The following is a 17230-nucleotide window of genomic DNA, read 5'->3' as shown; positions in this document are numbered from 1 at the left end:
CCCCGAGAGGGGCAACGACGCGAGAGGCGCGGTCGCGCGCGAGATCGGTTTATGTAAGATAGAATCGTGACGGGCAAATAGCTGTTGACATCCGGGGAAATTCGCGCTCGAGGCTTCGGGTCGTCCGAAGGGGCCGATCGGTCAGTGCATCGGCCGGTACCGATACCAGTACCAGTAGCAGGTCACCGCGAGCAACACGACGAGTCCGCCGAGGAAGAACAGCGCGCCCGGCGGGATCGTGTTGAAGACGGCGTCCGCACCGCCGTCGGCGACGGCGTCGACGTCGTACACGCCGGGATCGTCGACGTTGTAGGCTCCGGGGTCGTCCGCGTAGACGTCCGGATCGCCGCCGGCGTCCGCGCCCGCATCGGGTGCATCCGCCGCATCCATGTCGCCACTGTCCCCGGTGGCTTCGGCGTCCTCGGTTTCCTCCGCGCCGTCCTCCTGGGACGTGATGCCGACGTCGTCGCCGGCGTCGTCGGTTCCGGCCTCACCGTCGGCGTCGGCGTCGGCTTCGGCGTCGGCATCCGCATCGACTTCGGCATCCCTACTGTCCGCCGACTCGTCGCCCGATGCCTGGTCGTCGACGGCCGCTGCGTCGCCGCCGGCACCGCCTTCGGGTCGCGCCCGCTGGCCGGGCATCAGCCAGTTCGAGAGCCCGTACTGGACGAGGAGACTACCGCCGGCCAGCGCCCCGATACCGCCGATCAACCGCGAGATAGCCGATTTCAACTGACTCGCTTTGGACTCGTCGCTGGTGACGATCAGCGGGCCGTCGGTCGTCGCGTAGACGCTCATCTCGTTGCCCCGCGAGGAGTACCAGGTGTCGACGACCTCGACGAGGCCGGCCTCCTCCAAGTTCTCGAGGTGGTAGCGAACGTTCTGGATCGAGGAGTCGATCGCGTCGGCGACGTCGCTTGGCGTTCCGGGCTGGTCATCGAGTTGCGAGTAGATCTCCCGGGCGGTCGTCGAGGACAGGGCGCTGAAGACCGCGTCGGCGTCCTCCCCCTCGAGGTCGACGACGCGGGGTGCCCCTTCCTGCGGGGACGTCTCCGAGCGGAAGGGAAACAGACGGGCCATATGGGATTCGCTACTCGTTTTCTCTCCAACACTTATACTCCTTTTCCTACCTGAAAGAGCGGTTTTAGCTTGCCGTAAAACGGCCGGAGAGGCCCTGATACTCCATCTCACCGGCGCTGTGACGAAAGGGACTATTTCTCGGCGTCTTCGGCGAGCGTTTCGTGATCGATCTCGAGAGCGAGCGATCGATGGGAGATAGTCTTCGATAGTCAGGGTTGAAGGGAAACAGTTACCAACGTCGACTCGAACCTCCGAACATGCGTCGCCTGGAACTCGTCGGCTGGACCGCCGTCGCGATCGTCCTCTCCGCGCTCGCGATCCCGTGGTTCCTCTGGGGTAACGCGACGACGGTCGTCGGCCTCCCGCTGTGGCTCTGGTGGCACGTCGGATGGATGCTGCTCGCCGCGGTCGTGTTCCACTACTTCGCCAGACGTGCGTGGGGTATCGGCATCGAAACCGACGGTGGAGCGATCGGGGGTGAGTCGCCGTGAGCGCGACGCTCCAGTTGGGGATCATCGTCGGCTACCTCCTGCTCGCGCTCGCCGTCGGCTTGGTAGCCTACCGGCTGACCGACCGCACGGCCGAGGACTTCTATCTGGCGAGCCGCACCCTCGGAACCGTCGTCCTCCTCTTTACGACGTTCGCGACGCTCCTGTCGGCGTTTACGTTCTTCGCCGGGCCGAACGTCGCCTACCGCCAGGGCCCCGAATGGGTGCTGGTCATGGGGCTGATGGACGGGATCATCTTCGCGATCCTCTGGTACGTCGTCGGCTACAAGCAGTGGCTCCTCGGACGGGAGCACGGCTACGTCACCCTCGGGGAGATGCTCGGCGACCGGTTCGCCTCGACCCGGCTCCGGGGGCTGGTCGCGGGCATCAGCCTGCTGTGGCTGTTCCCCTACGTCATGCTCCAGCAGGCCGGGGCGGGCACCGCGCTCGAGGCGCTAACCGACGGGACGGTTCCGTACGCCGTCGGCGCCGGACTGATCACGGCGTTCATGATCCTCTACGTCGTCGTCGCCGGGATGCGGGGGATCGCCTGGACCGACACGCTGCAGGGGCTGTTCATGCTCGTCACCACCTGGATCGCGATGATCTGGGTGCTCGCCGCGGTCGGCGGGCCGACGGCGGCGACCGCCGCGCTGGAAGCCGAGGCGGCCCAGTACCTCGCGCTCGGCAGCGATCACTACACGCCCCAGTGGATGCTCTCGACGGCGATCGTGATCGGCTTCGGCGTGGCGATGTTCCCGCAGGTCAACCAGCGGTTCTTCGCGGCCGGTTCGCGGACGGTGCTCAAGCGGTCGTTCGCGCTGTGGCCGATCCTCTGCGTGGCGCTTTTCGTGCCCGCGTTCATGCTCGGCGCGTGGGCCCGAGGGCTCGACGTGACGGTGTCCGAGGGCGGGAACGTCCTCCCGGCGGTGCTGGCGGAGTACACCCCGATCTGGTTCGCCGCGCTGGTCATCGCGGGCGCGATGGCGGCGATGATGTCCTCCTCGGACTCGATGCTGCTCTCGGGATCGTCGTACTTCACCCGGGACATCTACCGGCCGTACCTCGAGCGCGACGCCTCGGCCCGGCGCGAGGACCTGATCGCCCGCGCCGGCGTCGTCGTCTTCGCGACGGCGGCGTTCCTCGGCAGTCTGCTCGAGCCCGCGACGCTGTTCGAACTCGGCGACGCGGCCTTCAGCGGCTTCGCACAGCTCGCGCTGCCGGTGCTCGTCGCGCTCTACTGGCGGGGGACGACCCGGACGGGGATCACCGCCGGGATCGCCGCCAGCCAGGGGTTCTACCTCGCGAACCTCTTCGTCGGAACGATCGTCGGCGGACTCGAGGTGGTCGGGCTCGCGCCGGTCGTCGGGGAAATCGCGCCGGCCCTGATCGCGGTCGTCACGACTGTCTTTCAGGGGAGCTACCTGGGATGGTCCGCGGGCATCGTCGGGATGGCCGTCGGCCTCGTCGTCACCGTCGGCGTCTCGCTGGTGACGACGCCCGCGGCCGACGAGCGGCGGGCGATCTACTTCGAGGGGCTCGGCGCGGACTGAGACTGGCCGCTGTATCGATTCTCCGGTTCCCTCGTTCCCTCTAGGATATCGTGTCCGCTCGACCCCGGTGAACGGGATCGGCGGGGAGCAACACACCGAAAAGCACGCCCCGCGTAGGGGGAACCGAGAACCGATGGCCCTCGATCTTCCGGAGTCGCTTTCCGACGCGTGGCAGCGGGTCGGTACTCGAACCGCCGAGACGACCGTGCTGATGGCCACGATCACCGCGGAGACGACGCTGTACGAACCCACCGACGGGGCAGGCCCCACGAGGATCGATGTGGGCCCGAGCGACGTTCCGCTTCGCTCGCTGTTTACGGTGGAGATGACCTTCTCGCCGCCGCTGCCGTCCGTCGGCGTCTCGCCCGCGTCGGTGTTCTCGATGGCTGCGCCCACCGCGAAATCGCAGTTCGTCAATACCATCGAGGACGAAGGCCTGGTCGTCGAGCGGACGCGGGACACCCTCGAGTTCGAGGCGCCCAACGGCGCCGCCGGGAAGTGGTACGTGCTCGACGCCTCGTACCCGCTCGAGTTCGGGGGCGACGAGGAAGCCGCGACTGCACTCCCCGCGGAGGCCCACGTCGCGGTCTGGCCCACCGAGCGCAGTTACGGGATGGCCGGCGGGACGATCCCGCTCTCTCCCGACGGCGATGGGAGCGACCTCGAGTCCGGGCCGCTCGAGTCGCTCGCGGACGGGAACGGAAGCGGCGACGCGGAGGCCGACCCCGGTTCCGACCGACGGAGCCCGGACCGCGACCTCGAGTTCGACCGCAACCTCGACCTCGACCTCGACCCCGACCGCGACCGGGAAACGATCGCCACGCTGATCCGAGAACTCGAGGCGTAGCGACCCTCGTTCCCCGCTCGAGCGAAACAGTCACCTCGATCAATACTGTTAGGAGTCGGACGCTCCAATCCGGGCGTATGCAAACGCACATCGTTCCGGTCGGGTTCGACTACGACCGGCTGATCGCGCCGCTCGTACGCGATCAGATCGACGTCGACCGCGTCATCCTGCTGGAGGGAGCCATCGGCAGCGAGGCCAACGTCGAGTACTCCCAGCACCTCTCGGAGAAACTCGAGACCGACTTTCGGAACCTCCTGGGCGCGAGCACCGAGCGGTTCGTCCTCGAGGACGTCTACGACTACGACGAGGCGTTCGAACAGGCCTACGACCTCATCACGGCCGAACTCGATCGCGGCAACGACGTCTGGGTCAACGTCGCCGCGATGCCCCGGACCGTGAGCTTCGCGTTCGCGACCGCGGCCAACTCCCTGATGGTCGAGCGGGAGGACGACCGCGAGGCGATCCACACCTACTACACCGCCCCGGAGAAGTACCTCGAGACGGAACTGGCCGAGGAACTGCGCGAACAGATCGATCTCCTCGAGGACCTCGCGGCACTCGATGACGACGACGCGCTCGAGGACGACCGCGTCGGGACCCGTCTCGAGAGCGCGCGGGACCTGCTGGCCGAGTTCGACGAGCGGGGGACCACGATCGGCGCGAAGGAGATCGGCGGGAGCCACATCGTCGAACTGCCGGTCGCCTCCTTCTCGAACGTCAAACCCTTCGAGGAACTCATCCTCTACAAACTGGGCGAGGACGGCGAGTTCGCTTCCGTCTCCGAGCTGGCGGAGTCGCTCGCCCGCGAACTCAACGAGGAGTACACCGATAGCTTCCGCTCGAAGGTGATCTACAACGTCGACCGCCTGGGCCCGGGCGGCAAGGGCTACATCGAGCGCGAGGAACGCGGGAAGTCCTACCGGACCAGGCTCTCCCGGATCGGCGAACTGTGGGTGCGGGCCCACTCGGACTCAGAGGAGTCGCTCGACCTCGAGAGCGGCGACGAGGCGGGACCGTAGCCGGGCTGTTACAGCGACCGGCGGACCACGGCGAACGGATCGTAGCCGCCCTCGAGCATTACGCGGGCGAACCAGCCGGAGACGCGGGCGAGGGCGTTCAGGACGTGCAACGTCACGAGCAGGAGCAACAGGCCGACCCCCGCGGCGACGAGTGCCCGGGGCAGTGTCGTGATTTTCCAGTGCCCGAACGTAAACACTGCATCGAAGCCGACGAGCAGGTAGTTCCACCCCAGGTACAGCGTCTGGCTGATTTCGGGCGCGCGATCGGGGACGAGCCCGACGTACAGCCCCGGCCGGTCGTAGTACAGCGGGAGCACGAGCATGCTCAGGCTCGTCGACAGGCCCGTCGTCGCGAGGACGAACCCCGCCAGCCCGATGACGAACTTCGCGGGGAGGTAGAGCAACGAAGACCAGGTCTTGTGGTCGGTGACTAGGGAGACGAACTGGTCCCGTCGGCGTTCGCCGGACAGCTCCGTCCGGGGTTCGATCTCGGGCTCGAGCATGGTCGAGGTCAGCCAGCGCTCGAAGCCCGCGAGCGCGAGGCCGACGGCGAGCGTGAACGCGAGGATCGGGATCCCGACCAGCACGACCGCGAGTCCGAGCCCCAGCGAGACGCCGATCGTCACGAACAGGAAGTACGCAAGGCCAAGCGGGAACGCGAGCAAGAGATACGCCAGGCTGAGATACGTTCGCCGCTCGAACGGGACCGAGACGAACCGCCCGAGACGTCCCCCGAACCGTTCGACTCGATCGTCGGACGCGGTGGCTGCCGACCGTGCCATCTCGAGCGTGACTGCTGGACGCGAGGACATAAACGTTCGGCTCCGGTTGGCGAACGAACAGTTCGTCCCGACGGTATACTCCGTCGGCGGCCGACCGGTGAGGTGGCGATGGTCACGGCAGGGGAATCGACCGGTACGATCGGCACGAGGACCAATGGAACTTTTGTCCTGTCAGCGAAACCGGATCACGATGAACGACGACGGTGAGGCCGACGTCGTCGACGTGCTCAGCGACGACTACGCGCGGACGATCCTCGAGCAGACCCGCGAGGAGCCCAAGTCCGTCGACGCGCTGAGCGACGCCTGCGGGGCCGATCCGTCCACTATCTACCGCCGCGTCGAGCAACTCCAGGAGCGTGACCTCCTCGAGGACCAGCAGAAGCTCGACCCCGGCGGCCACCACTACAAGGTCTACAGCGCCCGGCTCCGAGAGGTGCGGATCCAGCTCGGGGAAGACGGGTTCCGAGTCGACGTCGATCGAGGGCCGGAGGAGTCGGCGGCCGACCGCTTCACCAGACTCTACGAGGGATTCAAATGACTCGCCAGCCACGGGAGCCAACTGTCGGGATCACCGGGGAATGGCCGGGGCCGGGGCCGGGCCTCGAGTCCATCGGTCCGGTCGACGTCCCGGCCGCCCTCGAAGGCGGACCGATCGCCGCCCCGGAGTCGGTCGCGGTCCCCCTGCAGGGGACGACCGGCGGGGCGCCGGAACTGGTCGCGCTGGTGTTTCTCTCCCTGCTCGTCGCCACGCTGCTGTCGATCTATCTGGCAATCCGGCTCTACCGGGGCTACCGCCGCGGCGGCGGCGTCGGCATGCTGGTCCTCGGTACCGGGCTGGTGTTGCTCACCACCGTTCCCATGTTGCTCAGACTCGCCCTTTCGAACGCGCCGAGCGTCTCGCCGGTCTGGCGGGAAACCGTCGCGACGGCGGTACAGCTACTCGGATTGCTCCTGATCCTGGGGGTGGTCTATGGTCGTCGCTGACCTCGAGCCCGCGGCCGTCCTCTTCGCGACGGCGCTCGCGACGGCCCTCGTGGGAACCGTCGTCGCCGGCCTCGCATACCGTGGGTACCAGCGCAACGACAGCGAACCGATGCGGTTCCTTGCCGTCGGGGTCGTCTGCATCACCGTCGGCCCGTTCCTCGTCAGTTACGGGCTCGCACCCGCACTGGCGCTGTCACAGGCCGTGACGCTGCTCGGCGTCTTGCTTTCGAACATCGCCGGCCTGCTCGCGATCCTCTACTCGCTCGAGGCCGTCTGATAAACGTTTCGCCGAGTGGACGACTCGCCAGTTCGCGACCCCGGTTTAGGGGAATCGCGCCCGTCGATGGGAACGAGAACGCATGGCTACGACACCATCCGATTCGGCACGATCGCGGTCGACCGACGCCGCATCCGGCGGTCGCGGGATCGCCGCCGCTCCGGTCGACCCCTGGACGTACCGTTCGCTCGCGTACTTGCTGCTCGCGTTCCCGCTTGGGGTCCTCTACTTCGCCGTCGTCGTCGCGGGGGCATCGACGACCCTCGGACTGAGCATCACGCTGCTTGGCCCGCTCGCGTTCGTCGCGACGCTCCTGTCGATCGTCGCGCTCGCGTGGCTCGACGGCGCGGTGACCGAAGGGCTGCTCGAGGCGGACGTTTCGCCCGGCTTTCCGGAGACGGAGGCTGGCGTCGTCGAGTTCCTGCGAGAACTCGTGCTCGGCCGGGCGACGTGGCTCGGCGCGGTCTACCTGCTGTGGAAGACGCTGCTCGGGTTCGTCGCGTTCGTCGGAATCGTCGTCGGCCTCTCGCTTGCGGCCAGCCTCCTGGTCACGCCGCTGTACTACGGCGACCACGTCGTCGTCGCCGGCTGGTACGAGATCGACACCTTCCCGCGTGCGCTGGCCGCGGCCGCGGGCGGCGTCGTCGTCGGCTACGCCACGCTCCTGGGCGTGAACCTCGCCGGCCGGCTGGCGGCGGTCGTCGCCGAGCGGCTGTTGACCGTCGACGACGACGAAGAGTGACGGGACGGGAGAGCTCTCCCCCTCACCCCGATCGCCTCCCGCCGCGATCAGTCGAAGTGGATAAGCGGCTTGATGATCCCGTCCGCCTTCTCGTCCATCATCTCGAACGCCTCCTCGATCTGGTCGAACGCGAACTCGTGAGTCGTCATCGGCGTCGGATCGACCCGGCCGTTCTCGAGGAGCCGTAGCAGGCGCTCCATCCGGAGTCGGCCGCCGGGACAGAGGTCGGTGACGATGTCGATTTCGGCCATGCCGACGCCCCACTCCTCGCGGGGGACGTGACGGAACTCGCCCTCGCCGTGATAGCCGACGTTCGAGACGGTCCCGCCGGGTTTCGTGACCCGGATGCAGTCCTGAAACGTCGCATCCGCGCCGAGCGCCTCGACTGCGGCGTCGACTCCCTCGCCGTCGGTGAGGTCCATGATCCGATCGGCCGGGTCCCCCTCCTCGAAGTCGACGATCCGGTCCGCGCCGTACTCCCTGGCGAGTTCCTGGCGCTTCTCGACGGTTTCGACCGCGATGATCTCGCCGGCACCCTGCAGCGCCGCGCCCCTGGTCGCCATCAGGCCGACCGGGCCCTGGGCGAAGACGGCGACGGTACCGCCGACGGGGACGTCGGCGTTCTCCGCGGCGGCGAACCCCGTCGACATCATGTCCGTCGTGTACGCGGCCTCGTGATCGCTCACCCCGTCGGGGATGTGCGCGAGGTTTCCGTCGGCGTCGTTGACGTGGACGTACTCCGCGAACGTGCCGTCCTTGACGTTCGCGAACTTCCAGCCCCCGAGCGCGCCGTTCGACTGCGAGGGGTGGCCGTCCTGTGCCGCCCTCGAGTTCCAGTCGGGCGTGATCGCGCCGACGACGACCCGGTCGCCGGGTTCGAAGTCCTCGACGGCGTCGCCGACCGCGTCGACGGTGCCGACGATCTCGTGCCCGAGCGTGAGGTCCTCACGCTCGCCGATGGCGCCGTGGACCGTGTGACAGTCCGAAGTACAGATCAACCCCTTCGTGGGTTCCAGTATCGCATCGGTCGGTCCCGGCTCGGGACGGTCCTTCTCGGTCATCCCCGTTTCCCCGATCTCTTGCATAACGAACGCTCGCATAGCGCGTTCTCGCCACCCCGTCCGTCGGCAAAAAGGTTTCACGTCTCCTGGGGACCGTCACGGATGCGAACGCGTCGACGGTCGACGTCGACGGACTACTCGAGCGCCCGGAGTTCGATCCGCCCGGTCGACGTCTCGAACCGGAGCGTCGGTCCGCCGTCGCCGAGCGCCCCCGTGACCACGTCGTCGCCCCGGGTCGCGTCCTGCAACTCGAGGCCTTCGATCTCGATGCGTCCGGTGCTCGTCTCCACCCGGAGTTCGGCGTCGAGATCCGGATCGATCGCCGCCTCGATGCGGCCCGTACTGGCCGTGACCGACGTATCGCCGTCGATCGCCGGCACGTCGACCTCGATGCGACCCGTACTCGTGGAGACGTCGTCGAGGCGCTCGACGTCGCGGATCTCGACGCGACCCGTGCTCGCGCTCGCGCCGACTCCGCCGTCGACGTTCGCGACGTCGATCCGTCCGGTGCTGGTGTCGACCCGGAGGTCGCCGGCGACGTCCCTGACCGTCACCTCGCCGACGCTCGTCGAAACCTCCTCGAGGGCTAGCTCGCGGGGCACGTCGATCTCGAGGTCCATCGAGGGCCGACTCCGGAGCCAGCCCTCGGTGCCGTCCCACTCCGAGCGGAGTTCGAGGGTGCCGTCAGTGCGCTCGGAACGGAGTTCGAGGTTCTCGAGGTCGGTCCGGACCGAACTGGACTGCTTCTCGATGTCGACCGCGACGTCGTCGCGGTCGCCGCCGGTCACCGTGATCTCGCCGGTCTTCCCGTAGACGCGCAGCGCGTCGACGTCCGCTGCGGGGACGGTGTCGGACCTGGCGAGTTGCTGGCCGACGAACGGCGTCGTGCCGGTACAGCCGGCGAGGGCGGCGCTTGCGGTTACGGCGATCCCCCCGAGTAGCGTTCGTCTGCTCACGTCCGGGTTCGAGTTCGAATCGATCGTCATGGATACGCGTACGGACACTACCCACCTTAATCCGGAGTCGCGACTGGCGACCGGCCAAGCGACCCCCGACAGTTATATAGGAGTTTCACTCCCGGCCAAGCACCCGCTCGCGGAGCACGAGCAGGCTCGGCAACACCGTCAGACAGGCGACGAAGGCGAAGACGATGCTCAGTCCGGTAACGAGGCCGAACCGACGAAGCGGCGGCGCGAGCGCCAGGGCGAGCACGCCGAACCCGGCGGCCGTCGTCAGCGCGCTGCCGAGCAACGCGCCGCCGGTGCCGGTGACCGTCGCCTCGAGGGCCGCCTCGATCGAGTCCGCACGTTCGCGTTCGGCGACGAACCGCTCGCCGAGGTGGATGCTGTAGTCGACGCCCAGTCCGATCGCGAGGCTCGTGATGACGGCCGTCTCGCTGTTGAACGGGACGCCGAGGGCCGCCATCGTCCCGAGCAGCCACGCCAGCGCGGCAACGACGGGCGCGAGGGTCACGACCCCGAGCGAGAGCGTCCGGTGGCGTACCCAGTACAGCGCCGTCAGGAAGACGAGGATAACGGCCAGCGTCACCACGAACGCCTGGATCAGCGTCTCGAGCAGGGCGTCCTGGATGACGGCGGTCGTCACCGGGCCGCCGGTCGCGACCGCCGTCACCGGCGCGCCGCCTTCGATCCCGCTCGCGAAGGCGCGGGTGTCGTCGGCGACGCGCTGGGCCGCCGCGTCGCCGCGCACGCTGACCACGAGGCGGGCCGATTCGTAGGTTCCATCGTCGGTTCGCTCGAGGACCGTCGCAGCCCTCTCGGCGTCGGCCCCGTAGAGCAGGTCGTACAGGCCCTCGAGGTCCTCGTCCGGAACCCCGTCGTCGTTCGTATCACGCTCGGCGAGTCCCGCCGCGACGGTCTCGTTGTCCGCGGCGACGTCCTCGAGGACGGACAGCGGCCCGTCGACGGCGGCACTGCCGTCGGGACGGACGTCGACCGTCCCGCCACCGGCGACCCCCGACCGCGCGTCCTCGATCGCCGCCAGCGTCGCGGGATCGGTCACGTCCCCGCGTATCACCACTTCGGCCTGCGAGCCGCGGTCCTGGAAGTTCTCGCCCAGGTACTCGGCATCCTCGCTGATCGTGTAGGTGTCGGGCGCGAACGGCTCCGGGAAGGATTTCGCCCACTCGGGAGCGTCCTCCGGCAGGAAGTCCGCCTCGTTGAACTCCGTGTCGATGCCGGTCGCGCCGTACGCCCCACCGACCGCCAGCAGAAGCGCGACCGCGACGACGGCGATCGGCGCGCGCCGCGCCGGGACGATGCTGCCCGAGAGGACGCGGTTGATCCGGCCCGGTGTGACGCCGAAGGCGGGCTTGGCCCGGTCTCGGTCGAACCGGTTCTCGAGCAGGCCGTCGACCTCGACTTTCAGTGCGGGAACGAAGATCCCGAACGCGACGAACGTCGCGAAGATCCCCCCGGCGCTGAGGATCGCGAAGTCCTGGATCGCGGGTAGGGGACTGACGACGTTCGAGAGGAACCCGACCCCCGTCGAGAACGTCGCGGCGGCCAGCGCGAGTACGACGCCGCCGACCCCGAGGGCCATCCCGGTTCGGACGCCGCGGGCCGCGGGAGCGGTCGCACTCGAGACGGCCTCCGCTTCGTATTCGCCGTCCGGTCGTCCCCCGTCCTCCGCCACGTCCACGTCGAGCGTGCCCGCCCGAGCCTCCCGGTAGCGCATCACGACGTGCAACGCGTAGTCGATCGAGAGCCCGATCAGGAGGAAGGGGACGGCGATCAGCAACTGGCTCGAGGGGATCTCCAGCCAGCCCATCAGCCCCGCGAGCCAGGCCATCACGACGGCGATGCCGGCCAGGCCGAGCAGGACGTCGACGACGTCCCGGTACGTGATCGCGAGGATTCCGAGGACGAGTATCAGGGCGACGGGCGTGATGACGACGAAGCTGTCGCCGACCGCGCTCGCGGAGGCCGCGTCGGTGATCCCCTCGCCGAAGACGAACCCGTCGTCGAACCGCTGTTCGAACAGCGACTCGACCTCGAGTTGGGCCGCGTAGGCGGCCTCTGGCTCCTCGTTCTCGCCGGCGTCCTCCTGGAAGAGGAACGTGATCCGCGCCTCGGCCTCCGTCTCACCGGGCTCGTAGTCGCTCGGGAGGAACTCGGTCGGGTCCTCGCCGGCCCGGGAGTCGAACTCCGAGTCGGGATCGAGCACCTCCGCGAGCAACGCCTCGACCTCCTCGTCCGAGCGGGATTCGAGCGCCTCGATCCCCTCCTCGAGGGTCGGCTCGCTCGTGTCCGGCGGGCCGTTGGCCGCGGCAGCGCGGTCCTCGTAGACGGCCGCGGCGGCGACGACGTTCTCGAGGCCGACGAAGCCCTCCTCCGCGAGCGTTTCGTTCACCGACTCGTTCGCGCGGGCGTCCCGCTGGAGGTACAGCCCCTCGAGCAACGACTCCCTGGTGAGGACGTCGCCGCCCTCGCGCTCGTCGCGGACTACGATCTGGGTGACGATCGCATCGTCGGTCTCGTAGTTTTCCTCGACGTACTCGAGGGCGGCCTCCTCCTCGGAATCGGTCTCGAACTCGCCGATACCGGCGTCCTCGGTTTCGTTGACGACGGCTCCAGCCGCGACGGCCGCGGTCAGGACCAGGAGCAGGACGACGACGAGTTTGCTCCGGCCGACCAGCGCCGCCGCGTACCGCTCGGCGAGGTTACGCGCCATGGCACCACCCGTTCGCCCCGCGTCCGGACTCCGGTGGGTTCATCGAACGGGTATTGCAACCCGACCGCTGATAACCCTTCGCCCTCAAAGGACTACGCATAATCCGAATCCGATTATGAACACCGACCCGGACCGCGACCGTGGTGTCCTCTCGCCCGCCGATCGGTCGTACCTGCTCGGCGAAACGACGATGAGCCACGAACAGAGCCGCCGGAACGCCGAGGCGCGCATCCGGCAGCGCGTCGAGAACGCCATCCTCGACTTCGATCTCCTCTTGCATACCCTTGCGGAGAAGGATCGACGACAGATCTTCGACGACGTCCACACCGACCAGGCGCTGCTGGACGGGCTCCGCGCGATGGTCGCGTTCGCCTACGTCGGCACGAAAGAGCAGGGCCTCGAGTTCGACGAGGTGCTCGTGCCCGCCATCAGGGCGTCCGAGGAAGCGGCCGCGGCCAAACGGGCGAACGCGAACGTCTCCGTCGACGTCACGTTCGACGTCGAGACGACGAGCGAGACGCCGCTCGAGGGGGTCGCGAAGCGCCTCGAGGCGGGGGAGCCGGTGACGCCCCGCGAACTGTTCTCGCTGATCATGCGCGGCGAGGACGATCCCGCACGCCACGAATCGATCTCGCTGGTCGGGACGGACGCCGAGGGCGTCGACGACCAGTTCCTCGAGCGGCTGGCGACGTACCTCGAGGGGGAGGTCAGACGGGAAACCGACTCGCGGGCTGTCATCGAGTTGGTGGGCGAGCAGAACAGTGACGGCGGCGACGACGGCGGGGACTGACCAGTGACGTACCCCGGGACGTCGATCACTGCCCGTCGAGGTCCCGGACGAACCGCCGCACGACGTCGGTGAACGCCTCCGGGCGATGGAGGTTACAGATGTGGCCGGCGTCCCGCAGGACGACCACGTCCCCACCCGAGGCCGCCGCGTGCTCCCGTTCGCCGCGGCGCATGAGCGCGTCGCGCTCGCCGTTGACCACGAGCACCGGTCCCGGGTACGACTCCAGTTTCGCCCGGGCGTTCCGCCCGGCGATGTCCGGGCCGGGCGTTCCGCCCGGCGATGTCCGGGCCGGGCGTGCCGAACTCCCGCGGGAAGATGCCCGACTCGAGGATCTCCCGTTCGTGTTCCGGCGAGAGGTCCCGGTTGCGCACCCACCGCTTGCCGAGTCGCTGGGCCGCCCGCTCGACGAGGTCGCTGCGCGTCGCCAGCCGCACGACGGCGCCGGTGAGCCGCGTCGCGAGGTTCAGCCCCCGGATCGGGTTGGCGCTGCTCCCGACGACGACGAGGCCGTCGACTTTCCGGGGGTACCGGCTCGCGTACTCTGTCACCAGGTAGCCGCCGAGCGACAGCCCCACGAGGACGGCGCTCCCGCCGGCGTAGGATTCGATCGCGTCGTCGAGCACCGCGATCCCGCGCTCGAGGTCGAACGACTCGCCCGATCGGTCCCCGTGGCCGGGAAGATCGGGTGCGACGACGCGAAACTCCTCGGCCAGCGCGTCCCGCTGTGGTCCCCACATCTTCCGCGTGAACATCGCCCCGTGGGCGAGGACGATCGACTGCGCTTCGGGCGGGCCGGCGACGTCGACGCCGCGACCCGATTCGGTCGCCGTCGAAGTCCATCGGTTCATACCGACGTCAGTACGGGAACGCCCTCCTTAGTGGTGCTGCCGGCAGGGCAAACTCGAGCGACGACTCGCGGACGCGAAACACCTAACACGGAGCCCGCCGTCATTTCCCGGTATGAATCGCTCCGTCGCGGTCCGGACGGGCCGCTTCGACGGTCCGCGTGGCGTGTTCGTAGGGGCCCCGTAGCCCCGCATTCCCTACCCCGTTTCGACGGATGTATTGTCCCCGACCGAATTTCACCGAGCAACGGCCAGTACCAGCTATGGATCATCGACACGGACGACCGACGCTCCCGCGACCGACGCACCGACGACGCCCGCCACGGGCGGTGAGAGCATGAGTACGGACGCACCCGAAGGAGAGGGGGAACAGCAGCCGGCCTCCGAGGACGAACCGACCCTCGAGGGCGGGTACGACCCCGAAGCCGTCGAGGAGCGCTGGCAGCAGCGCTGGGTCGACGAGGAGGTCTACGCCTACGAGAGCGACCCCGAGAAGGACCCAAACACCGTCTACGCCATCGACACGCCGCCGCCGACGGTGTCGGGCAGCCTCCACATGGGCCACCTCTATGGCCACACGCTGCAGGACTTCGCCGCGCGCTTCCAGCGGATGCACGACGGCGACGTCCTCTTCCCGTTCGGCTACGACGACAACGGGATCGCCTCCGAACGGCTGACCGAGAAGGAACTCGACATCCGCCATCAGGACTACGAACGCCGCGAGTTCCAGCAGCTCTGTCGCGAGGTCTGCCAGGAGTACGAGGCCGAGTTCACGGAGAAGATGCAGGGGCTCGGCTGTTCGATCGACTGGGGGAACACCTACAAGACGATCGAGCCCCGCGTCCAGCGGATCTCGCAGCTCTCGTTCATCGACCTCTACGAGCAGGGACGGGAGTACCGCCAGAAAGCGCCCGCCATCTGGTGTCCCGAGTGCGAGACGGCGATCTCGCAGGTCGAGATGGAGGACATGGAGAAGGGCGCACACTTCAACGACATCGCCTTCGAACTCGCCGGGGACGCCCCCCGCGACGAGTTCGTCATCTCGACGACCCGGCCCGAACTGATCCCGGCCTGCGTCTCCGTGTTCGTCCACCCCGACGACGACGAGAACCAGGACCTGGTCGGCGAGACCGCCCGCATCCCGATCTTCGGCCACGAGGTGCCGATCATCGCCGACGACCGCGTCGACATGGAGAAAGGCAGCGGCGTCGTGATGTGCTGTACCTTCGGCGACCAGAAGGACATCGAGTGGTACCAGGCCCACGACCTCCCGCTGCGGGTGGCGATCGACGAGTCGGGGACGATGACCGACCTCGCCGGCGACTACGAGGGCATGTCCACCGACGAGGCCCGCGAGGCCATCGTCGAGGATCTGGACGACGCGGGCTACCTGCGGGACCGCGAATCGATCACCCACACGGTGCAGGTCCACGAACGGTGTGACACGCCCGTCGAGTTCCGCGTCTCCAAGCAGTGGTACGTCGAGATCCTCGATCACAAGGAGGAGTACCTCGAGGCCGGCCGGGAGATGGACTGGTACCCGGAGAAGATGTTCACCCGGTACAAACACTGGATCGAGGGCCTCGAGTGGGACTGGCTGATCTCGCGCCAGCGCGACTCGGGGATCCCGTTCCCGGTCTGGTACTGCGAGGACTGCGACCACGAGATCATCGCGGAGAAGGAGGACCTGCCCGTCGATCCCCTCTCGGACGACTCGCCGGTCGAGACCTGTCCCGAGTGTGGCGGCGACGAGTTCGTCGCCGAAGAGGACGTCTTCGACACGTGGGCCACGTCGTCGCTGACCCCGCTGATCAACGCCGGCTGGGACTGGGACGAAGACGCCGAGGAGTTCACCATGTCGAAGCCGGAACTCTACCCGTTCGATCTGCGCCCGCAGGGCCACGACATCATCTCGTTCTGGCTGTTCCACACCGTCGTCAAGTGCTACGAGCACACCGGCGAGGTGCCGTTCGACGCGACGATGATCAACGGCCACGTGTTAGACGAGAACCGCGAGAAGATGTCCAAATCGCGGGGCAACATCGTCGCACCCGACGAGGTGCTCGCGGAGTATCCCGTCGACGCCGTCCGCTTCTGGGCGGCAAGCGCCGCGGTCGGCGACGACTTCCCGTACCAGGAGAAGGACCTCACCGCGGGCGAGAAGCTCCTGCGGAAGCTCTGGAACGCCTCCAAGCTCGTCGACACCCTCGCGCCGCGCGAGCCCGACGAACCCGAGGACCTCGAGCCGATCGACCGCTGGCTGCTCGCGGAACTCGACGACGCCACCGAGGAGCTGACGGCCCAACTCGAGGAGTACGAGTTCGCGAAGGCCCGCGACCGCCTGCGGACGTTCTTCTGGAACACCTTCTGTGACGACTACCTCGAGATCGCCAAGGAACGCGAGGACAACCCGTCGACCCAGTACGCGCTGCGGACGGCCCACCGTACCTTCCTCGAGCTGTGGGCACCGTTCCTGCCCCACGTCACGGAGGAGATCTGGCAGGCCGTCTACGCTCCCGACGGCGATGCGGACCTCGAGGAGACCAGCATCCACCTCCGCGACTGGCCCGACCCGCAGGGGTACGACGCCGACCTCGAGGCCGGCGAGACGGCGATGGAGGTCATCTCCGCGCTGCGTCGCTACAAGAGCGAGAACCAGCTGCCGCTGAACGCCGACCTCGAGGCCGTCGCCGTCTACGGCGAGGTCGACGGCTTCGCGGACGCGATCGCGAACGTGATGCACGTCGCGGACCTCGAGGTGCTCTCGGATCAGCCGGAGATCACCACCCAGGTCGCCTCGATCGACCTCGACTACTCGCAGGTCGGGCCGAAGTACGGCGAGAAGGTCGGCGAGATCGACGCCGGCATCGAGAGCGGCGACTACGAACTCGACCGCGAGGACGGCGTCCTCCGCGTCGCCGGCGAAGAACTCGCCGAGGACCTGTTCGAGGTCGAACGCGAGCGGACCTACTCCGGCGAGGGCGAGATGCTCGAGACGGAGTCGGCGGTCGTCATCGTCGAGTAAGGCCCCCTGGCCTTCAGTCCGTTCCGATTCCCTCACCGACGGAA

Annotated in this window: 15 protein-coding genes and 1 pseudogene; 10 read left to right on the top strand and 6 right to left on the bottom strand. The window is 68.1% G+C overall.

Going from position 1 to position 17230, the window contains the following annotated elements; genetic code table 11:
• Positions 1-141: 141 nt before the first annotated feature.
• Positions 142-1080, bottom strand: coding sequence for an ArsR/SmtB family transcription factor (locus BM113_RS05825; protein ID WP_089786179.1), 939 nt, complete (start codon positions 1078-1080; stop codon positions 142-144).
• 257 nt (positions 1081-1337) lie between these two features.
• On the opposite strand from BM113_RS05825, the gene BM113_RS05820 reads away from it, so the two are divergent.
• From BM113_RS05820 to BM113_RS05805, 4 genes are all read left to right on the top strand, one after another.
• On the top strand, positions 1338-1571 hold the full coding sequence (locus BM113_RS05820) for a DUF3311 domain-containing protein (protein ID WP_089786178.1): 234 nt from the start codon (positions 1338-1340) through the stop codon (positions 1569-1571).
• A complete protein-coding gene (locus BM113_RS05815) occupies positions 1568-3121 on the top strand; it encodes a sodium:solute symporter family protein (RefSeq protein WP_089786176.1) in 1554 nt (517 codons plus the stop codon). Before BM113_RS05820 ends, BM113_RS05815 begins: the two co-directional genes overlap by 4 nt.
• Positions 3122-3254: 133 nt before the next feature.
• Entirely contained in the window at positions 3255-3968 is a 714-nt protein-coding gene (locus BM113_RS05810; RefSeq protein ID WP_089786174.1) for a DUF6517 family protein, read from the top strand.
• A gap of 77 nt (positions 3969-4045) precedes the next feature.
• Positions 4046-4987: an HFX_2341 family transcriptional regulator gene (locus BM113_RS05805; protein WP_089786172.1), complete on the top strand. Its 942-nt coding sequence runs from the start codon at positions 4046-4048 to the stop codon at positions 4985-4987.
• 8 nt (positions 4988-4995) lie between these two features.
• Here the strand turns inward: BM113_RS05805 and BM113_RS05800 are convergent, their stop codons facing one another.
• The gene (locus tag BM113_RS05800; RefSeq protein WP_245757979.1) at positions 4996-5769 is read right to left on the bottom strand and encodes a sensor domain-containing protein; all 774 of its coding nucleotides are present in this window, start codon (positions 5767-5769) and stop codon (positions 4996-4998) included.
• Between the two features lie 190 nt (positions 5770-5959).
• Here BM113_RS05800 and BM113_RS05795 point away from each other — a divergent pair, with 190 nt between their 5' ends.
• The 4 genes from BM113_RS05795 (at position 5960) to BM113_RS05780 (ending at position 7772) form a co-directional block, all read left to right on the top strand.
• Complete coding sequence (locus tag BM113_RS05795) at positions 5960-6307, top strand: ArsR/SmtB family transcription factor (protein ID WP_089786463.1); 348 nt, start codon at positions 5960-5962, stop codon at positions 6305-6307.
• Positions 6304-6753, top strand: coding sequence for a hypothetical protein (locus BM113_RS05790; protein WP_245757978.1), 450 nt, complete (start codon positions 6304-6306; stop codon positions 6751-6753). The genes BM113_RS05795 and BM113_RS05790 overlap by 4 nt, the downstream gene beginning before the upstream one ends.
• Complete coding sequence (locus BM113_RS05785) at positions 6740-7030, top strand: DUF7521 family protein (protein ID WP_089786168.1); 291 nt, start codon at positions 6740-6742, stop codon at positions 7028-7030. Before BM113_RS05790 ends, BM113_RS05785 begins: the two co-directional genes overlap by 14 nt.
• A gap of 82 nt (positions 7031-7112) precedes the next feature.
• Positions 7113-7772, top strand: a complete 660-nt coding sequence (locus BM113_RS05780; RefSeq protein WP_089786167.1) for a sensor domain-containing protein — start codon at positions 7113-7115, stop codon at positions 7770-7772.
• Between the two features lie 47 nt (positions 7773-7819).
• Here BM113_RS05780 and BM113_RS05775 read toward each other — a convergent pair whose 3' ends face one another.
• From BM113_RS05775 to BM113_RS05765, 3 genes are all read right to left on the bottom strand, one after another.
• Positions 7820-8872, bottom strand: coding sequence for an NAD(P)-dependent alcohol dehydrogenase (locus BM113_RS05775; protein WP_089786165.1), 1053 nt, complete (start codon positions 8870-8872; stop codon positions 7820-7822).
• Positions 8873-8967: 95 nt separating this feature from the next.
• Positions 8968-9819, bottom strand: a complete 852-nt coding sequence (locus tag BM113_RS05770) for a DUF4097 family beta strand repeat-containing protein (RefSeq protein WP_089786163.1) — start codon at positions 9817-9819, stop codon at positions 8968-8970.
• An 85-nt stretch (positions 9820-9904) separates the two neighbouring features.
• Positions 9905-12526, bottom strand: a complete 2622-nt coding sequence (locus BM113_RS05765; protein WP_089786161.1) for an efflux RND transporter permease subunit — start codon at positions 12524-12526, stop codon at positions 9905-9907.
• Between the two features lie 115 nt (positions 12527-12641).
• On the opposite strand from BM113_RS05765, the gene BM113_RS05760 reads away from it, so the two are divergent.
• Positions 12642-13316 (top strand): DUF8102 family protein, encoded by a 675-nt coding sequence (locus BM113_RS05760; protein WP_089786160.1) that lies wholly within the window; start codon positions 12642-12644, stop codon positions 13314-13316.
• Between the two features lie 25 nt (positions 13317-13341).
• On the opposite strand, the pseudogene BM113_RS05755 reads toward BM113_RS05760, so the two are convergent.
• Positions 13342-14164, bottom strand: a pseudogene (locus BM113_RS05755) (alpha/beta fold hydrolase).
• A 334-nt stretch (positions 14165-14498) separates the two neighbouring features.
• On the opposite strand from BM113_RS05755, the gene BM113_RS05750 reads away from it, so the two are divergent.
• Positions 14499-17186: a valine--tRNA ligase gene (locus BM113_RS05750; RefSeq protein ID WP_089786158.1), complete on the top strand. Its 2688-nt coding sequence runs from the start codon at positions 14499-14501 to the stop codon at positions 17184-17186.
• Positions 17187-17230 lie beyond the last annotated feature (44 nt).

Source organism: Natronobacterium haloterrestre (assembly GCF_900112205.1).
Taxonomy (GTDB): domain Archaea; phylum Halobacteriota; class Halobacteria; order Halobacteriales; family Natrialbaceae; genus Natronobacterium; species Natronobacterium haloterrestre.
Note: the sequence above shows the minus strand (reverse complement) of the source record. Positions and strands in the feature narration are given on the sequence as shown.

Excerpts from the sequence above, each read along its gene's own strand:
- BM113_RS05825 (WP_089786179.1), bottom strand. The coding sequence starts at position 1,080 with ATGGCCCGTCTGTTTCCCTTCCGCTCGGAGACGTCCCCGCAGGAAGGG.
- BM113_RS05820 (WP_089786178.1), top strand. The coding sequence starts at position 1,338 with ATGCGTCGCCTGGAACTCGTCGGCTGGACCGCCGTCGCGATCGTCCTC.
- BM113_RS05810 (WP_089786174.1), top strand. The coding sequence starts at position 3,255 with ATGGCCCTCGATCTTCCGGAGTCGCTTTCCGACGCGTGGCAGCGGGTC.
- BM113_RS05805 (WP_089786172.1), top strand. The coding sequence starts at position 4,046 with ATGCAAACGCACATCGTTCCGGTCGGGTTCGACTACGACCGGCTGATC.
- BM113_RS05800 (WP_245757979.1), bottom strand. The coding sequence starts at position 5,769 with ATGGCACGGTCGGCAGCCACCGCGTCCGACGATCGAGTCGAACGGTTC.
- BM113_RS05795 (WP_089786463.1), top strand. The coding sequence starts at position 5,960 with ATGAACGACGACGGTGAGGCCGACGTCGTCGACGTGCTCAGCGACGAC.
- BM113_RS05790 (WP_245757978.1), top strand. The coding sequence starts at position 6,304 with ATGACTCGCCAGCCACGGGAGCCAACTGTCGGGATCACCGGGGAATGG.
- BM113_RS05785 (WP_089786168.1), top strand. The coding sequence starts at position 6,740 with ATGGTCGTCGCTGACCTCGAGCCCGCGGCCGTCCTCTTCGCGACGGCG.
- BM113_RS05780 (WP_089786167.1), top strand. The coding sequence starts at position 7,113 with ATGGCTACGACACCATCCGATTCGGCACGATCGCGGTCGACCGACGCC.
- BM113_RS05775 (WP_089786165.1), bottom strand. The coding sequence starts at position 8,872 with ATGCGAGCGTTCGTTATGCAAGAGATCGGGGAAACGGGGATGACCGAG.
- BM113_RS05770 (WP_089786163.1), bottom strand. The coding sequence starts at position 9,819 with ATGACGATCGATTCGAACTCGAACCCGGACGTGAGCAGACGAACGCTA.
- BM113_RS05765 (WP_089786161.1), bottom strand. The coding sequence starts at position 12,526 with ATGGCGCGTAACCTCGCCGAGCGGTACGCGGCGGCGCTGGTCGGCCGG.
- BM113_RS05760 (WP_089786160.1), top strand. The coding sequence starts at position 12,642 with ATGAACACCGACCCGGACCGCGACCGTGGTGTCCTCTCGCCCGCCGAT.
- BM113_RS05750 (WP_089786158.1), top strand. The coding sequence starts at position 14,499 with ATGAGTACGGACGCACCCGAAGGAGAGGGGGAACAGCAGCCGGCCTCC.